The sequence below is a fragment of the Deltaproteobacteria bacterium genome (genome assembly GCA_016930875.1).
Classification (GTDB): domain Bacteria; phylum Desulfobacterota; class Desulfobacteria; order Desulfobacterales.
On record JAFGFW010000178.1, the window covers coordinates 1 to 5,233 of the forward strand.

Genomic DNA, 5,233 nt, shown 5'->3' on the forward strand with positions numbered 1-5,233 from the left:
AAGTGCCCTGAGTGCGGGACCAAAATTGATGGGGTGGGCATGTGAGTGTCGAGGTGAACTGGAGATAAGGCTCGCTCCGGGAATTGCGAATTGAAATATGCCTAAAAGATGAGTGACGAGCCACTGTATCCTGCTTGAAACGGAAAGGAGGTGGACAACATGGCAGAAAAGCAAGAGAAATGGGAATGTGCACACTGTGGCTACACAGCTTCAGGTAAATTCGTTGGGGATATCTGCCCTCAGTGTAATATGACCTACTGGAAATGTCCTGAGTGCGGATTTCTGATTACAGCCGGAAGCCCGCCAGATGCTTGCCCTTCATGTGGCAAGAGGTCTGATTTCAGAAACGTCACCTGCTATACACCGGAGTGTGGAGGTCCTAGCCACGTTGATCCTCGGTTGTAGAAAAAGTACGACCAGGCAATCTATCGCTGGCGACTCTCTTTCGAGTCGCCAGCAAGCAACACAACGACAGCCTCACTCACCTGCCAATGGTGCGCCTTATGCCCCTTATGCTCATGTAGTACCTTCGTGCCTAGATATCTACAGCCTCAGGTACCACAGGTGCTAACATTTGTTCTGCTTTTTTTGAGAAAATCCAACAAATCTCTGAAGAGAGTTTGAGCTTACATTTCATCGATGAATCACAAAAGACACAATAAAATAGATAATGATAGGAAAAACATCCTAATCTCTTTCTATAAGGCATTCAAAGCTTTTGGGACAGCATTACCCGTGTTGTTCGTTGTTATTTTGGTTTTGGGCCTCTTCCGATCATTTCTATCAAGCCGCATGCTTGCTGCTGTGTTTACGGGAGAACTGTTCCAAGATACCGTAATTGGTTCACTCATTGCCAGTATCTCGGGTGGTAACGCTGTTACCAGCTATGTCATAGGGGGAGAACTGATAAAGCAAGATGGTCAGCCTCGTTGCAGTGACTGCATTTATCGTGGCATGGGTTACGGTTGGTATCATTCAGTTTCCTGCTGAAGCAGCCATTCTGGGAAAGCGGTTTGCTGTGTTAGGAACGTCTTGCCCAAAGTATGTCGGCAAAGGCTCCGGAATCAAAGGCTGGTTCTTAGCCGTATTTTCAGGCATACTTAGCCACGGGCCTATTTACATCTGGTATCCCTTATTGAGGAATCTTCGAAACCAAGGATTGTTGAAATGATCGAAGGACGGTTCTCAAATCAAATGTAAGAAGGTGGGGCTTATGAAGGCGGTTGTTCAAAGTCCAGACGCGGCCAGAGGGGATAAGGAAGATCTTCATGACCTAACCTTCTACAGGTTTGTCATTCATAGCCTCCCGGTTGCTGTTATTGCGGTCAGCTCTGATTTGAAAATCACTGGCTTTAATCCCTGGGCCGAGGCAGTGACCGGCTATTCGGCAAAGGAGGCAATGGGACGCTATTGTGGCGAAATCCTTCAAGGCGGAATGTGCAACATCGATTGCCCCCTAAGAACGGTTCTCAATCGACAAAAGCCTATTGTGCGACTCGAAACCACAATCAGAAACAAGTATGGTGAGACAATGCCAGTCAGGATGAATACTGCGGGATTGTTTGATAATCATGGCAAACTGATCGGCGGGTTAGAAGCCTTTCAGGATATTTCCTATTTAAAGGTTCTCGAACGTGAAAAGGCGAATATTATCTCCATGATTGCCCATGATATGAAGTCATCTCTTGTTATCATAGGCGGATTCGTACTGCGCCTCTTAAATAAAGGCGCAGACATTGCAAAAAAGAAGCAACAAAAATATCTTGAGATCATCAGAAATGAAGAGAACAAACTGGAATCTTTAGTGCATGATTTTCTTGAGTTTTCTCATTTACAGAGCGGGATGTTGAAACTGGACTTTAGCGCTACCTCTCTGGACGAGATATTATTGGAGCTTTTTGAGGCCTATCAACCCGCTTCTTTACAGCATGGACTTAGGCTGGAGCTCAAAAATGAAGAGCCCTTGCCGATTATCGAGGCAGATTGTGACCGTGTGCGCAGAGTCTTCACCAATCTCTTGGACAATGCCTTTAAGTTCTCAAAACAAAAAGGCACTATTACAATCACGACTGAAGCGACTGATCAGGATATCATGGTTAGAGTAATAGACGAGGGAACTGGTATAGATCCCAGGGACATTCCGTACATTTTTGATTCATTTCACAGAGGTCACAAAGGTAAGAGACAAGGCTACGGTCTGGGACTGGCCGTGGTCAAGACGATCGTCGAGGGCCATGGAGGCAGAATTCTTGTGAAGAGTGAATTGGACAAGGGATCCGTTTTTTCCGTCGTTTTACCTAAGGACAGACAAAGGGATGGTATTCAGTTGCCGGGTTAGTTGTTCTCCGGGGAGGGCGCAGTTTCAATCTTCAGATAAGGGAGGCGTACGATGGGTCAGCCATCGTTCTCAGATATTGTCATAGTATCATGCGGAACTTTGAGTCTGGAACTTAGATATCTACAGAAAAGTGGATTTCTGGATGCAAGACACATTTTTTACAATACCCCGGGGCTTCACGAGAAACCACGAGAACTGGAGCGACAACTGATCTATAGAATCAACAAGGCCAAAGAAAAGGCGGACAGGGTACTCGTAGTCTATGGTGGCAAGTTCTGCTGCGTTAATGGAAAGAATCCTGCCAGAACGATGGACAATATCATCGATGAACAGGGGTCGAATGTGGCGAGGGTTGATGCCACCCACTGTATGGACATCCTGGCCAACGAAGAACAACGGGAAAAGATCGCACAGGAAATGGCCGGTGGGGAAAAGGTATGGTGGATGACGCCGGGCTGGGTCAAGTTTCGACATTATGTGTTTAAGGGGTGGGATAAGGGCCTTGCCAATGAAAATTTCCCACGGCATGCCGGAGGAGCCATTGTCCTCGATGCAGTGGGCTACGTTGACCGGTATATGGCCGAACGCCCTGAAGAGTTCCTGGAGTACTCTGACTGGATGGGGATACCCATCAATGCCTATCCTGTTACACTGGATCGTTTCAAGTCCCTGCTGATTGAGCAAGCCAATCAATTGCATAAGACATGAGCCCTAAATCAGTACGGTAGATTTGTTTTGGCAGGCAGCGAAGCGGAGCTGAGTTCGACGATGCACTCTTTCATAAGATGATCGGACCAATTGCTGTTTATGAACCAGCGACGGAAATGTTCAGGCGATGTGGGAATGCGTTTCACTGCATTGGCTGCTGTTCGCCTCCCTTTCTCGGTCACAGCCCCATCCCCTGATAGGCAAGTTAGTTCGCTTTGCTCACAATTAGAATACTGGAATCGCGGTTACATCTAAATGGCTTGCGCTTGATGATGCGGTGGAGGCACGTTTTGGACGCTGCGCGTACTTTCTGATTGTCGATCCGGACACCTTAACGGATTTTGTTTATAGAATATTTAAAGAAGTTTTAGAAGGATTAAAAAATGGATCAGGTTCTAAGAAGCATGACTTTAGAGTTTTTCGCTGCTGGCAATCACAAGATTACACCAGGAAGGCTATTAGAGACAAAGAATGCACTTTTTCTGGATGTTAGGTCGAATGAAGAAGCAGGGTCTATTTCAGTGAAATTGAGACATCACCCTTCTGTTGTATCCAAACACATACCAGTTAATGAGATCCCTGACAGGATAGAGGAAATCCCAAAAGACATGTTTATTGGCATTTTTTGCTCTGCAGATGTCCGATCTACCATGGTTTACATGTATCTTGTTTCCAAAGGCTTTTCCCATGTTCGTATTATTAAAGGCGGCTATCCTGCCCTTACGGAAGCTTTGAAGCCAGGAAGCATCTGGGATAGTATTCAGGCAAAGAAAGACCTATAGCGTTTTATGTTTTGAAGGAAAAAGGTACCCATTGTTAACACTTATCATCCTTTGCGTGATTATTTTTGCTTTGGCTATTGTTATGACCATGGCTGGCAGAGGAGGCGGTAATTTTTATGTCCTGGTCTTGGCCCTTTCAGGTGTTCCCATGCATCAAGCTGCCACAACAGGGCAGTTTATCCTTTTCATGACAGCCATCTCAGCTCTGTTCGTTTTTCAAAAAAACAAGGTGGTTGTGTGGCCCCTAGCAATTTTGATTGGCACATTGACAGCGTCCGCGGCCCTGGCAGGCGGATATTTTTCCCACTGGTTCAGCGGTTTTACGTTGAAATTAATATTCTCGTGTTTGCTGGCAATTGCCGGAGCAATGATGCTTTTGCCTGTTTCAGAACGTACAAATTTAAACCCTGATAGAAAACTCGGGTATTGGATTTTTGAATCAGGAGGCAGTCGGTACATTGTCAACCTATGGATTGCAACGTCTGTGACAATATTGGCTGGTTTTGGATCAGGAATGGTTGGTGTATCAGGAGGATCTTTTTTAGTTCCTCTCATGGTCTTGGCGTGCGGAGTACCGATGCGTGTCGCCGTGGGTACTGCCTCTACACTCATTGCCGCAACGGCCTTGATGGGATTTACCGGCCATGCGCTTCAAGGCGATTTCAACCCGGCCTGGGCGGTTCCGCTCGCAGGCGTTACCGTTATCGGCGGCTTTCTGGGGAGTAAATTTGCCATGAAGACTAAATCGAAAAGTCTTAAACAGCTGTTTGCCTACACTACTCTTGCTGCTTCAATATTTATGGTGATCAATGCATTTTATTCAAGATAGTTGCCGCAGGCCCGGGTGGAGACTGTGTTTGCCCAAGCTGTGGTGAACGGGTCCCCCACCAGACGGGAACCCCTTGCTTTAATCTAAAAGGCCCCAAGTGCGGGGCGACCATGACGCGGGAGCAGGTCTTATGGTTATTTTCATTGGCAGCGGAAAAGGCGGCACGGGGAAAACCGCCATCGCTACCAATCTGGCTGTATCACTGGATGTGGGCGTGCAGCTGGTCCGGTGATTTCCTCTATAACTGGCACCAGTGCAGTCCTGGTTGTGACTGAACAACGCTATTAGGTCTTCATGACCTTGAGCAAGTTGGAGGACTGAGTGCCCACTTCAAGATATCGAGTTGGTGGGTCGTATCCCCTATGATACAGATGTCACCCGTGCTATGGTGGCCGGAAAGAGTATTATCGACTTTTCAAATGGCAGGGTATCTGATGCAATCAAGGAAATATGGCAGAAGGTCGAGCAGATCTTAGAAGGAAGATCCGCATGAAAGAGGCAATGTTCTACGTATCCCTTCCGGGAGGCGAGGTCCGCTGTAATCTTTGCAAGCACCGGTGCAAGATCAAAGAAGGC

The 5,233-nt window shown here is 46.9% G+C and carries 5 protein-coding genes; all 5 read left to right on the forward strand.

From position 1 onward, the window contains the following. The first annotated feature begins 159 nt into the window (after window positions 1-159). Window positions 160-405, forward strand: coding sequence for a hypothetical protein (locus tag JW883_15180; GenBank protein ID MBN1843607.1), 246 nt, complete (start codon window positions 160-162; stop codon window positions 403-405). A gap of 808 nt (window positions 406-1,213) precedes the next feature. Continuing rightward, a complete protein-coding gene (locus JW883_15185) occupies window positions 1,214-2,338 on the forward strand; it encodes a PAS domain-containing sensor histidine kinase (protein MBN1843608.1) in 1,125 nt (374 codons plus the stop codon). Window positions 2,339-2,389: 51 nt separating this feature from the next. Beyond that, window positions 2,390-3,046 carry a DUF1638 domain-containing protein gene (locus JW883_15190; GenBank protein ID MBN1843609.1) on the forward strand — a complete coding sequence of 219 codons (657 nt, stop codon included), beginning with the start codon at window positions 2,390-2,392 and terminating at the stop codon, window positions 3,044-3,046. Between the two features lie 383 nt (window positions 3,047-3,429). Further along, window positions 3,430-3,828 (forward strand): rhodanese-like domain-containing protein, encoded by a 399-nt coding sequence (locus JW883_15195; protein MBN1843610.1) that lies wholly within the window; start codon window positions 3,430-3,432, stop codon window positions 3,826-3,828. Window positions 3,829-3,859: 31 nt separating this feature from the next. Beyond that, the gene (locus tag JW883_15200; protein MBN1843611.1) at window positions 3,860-4,657 is read left to right on the forward strand and encodes a sulfite exporter TauE/SafE family protein; all 798 of its coding nucleotides are present in this window, start codon (window positions 3,860-3,862) and stop codon (window positions 4,655-4,657) included. Window positions 4,658-5,233 lie beyond the last annotated feature (576 nt).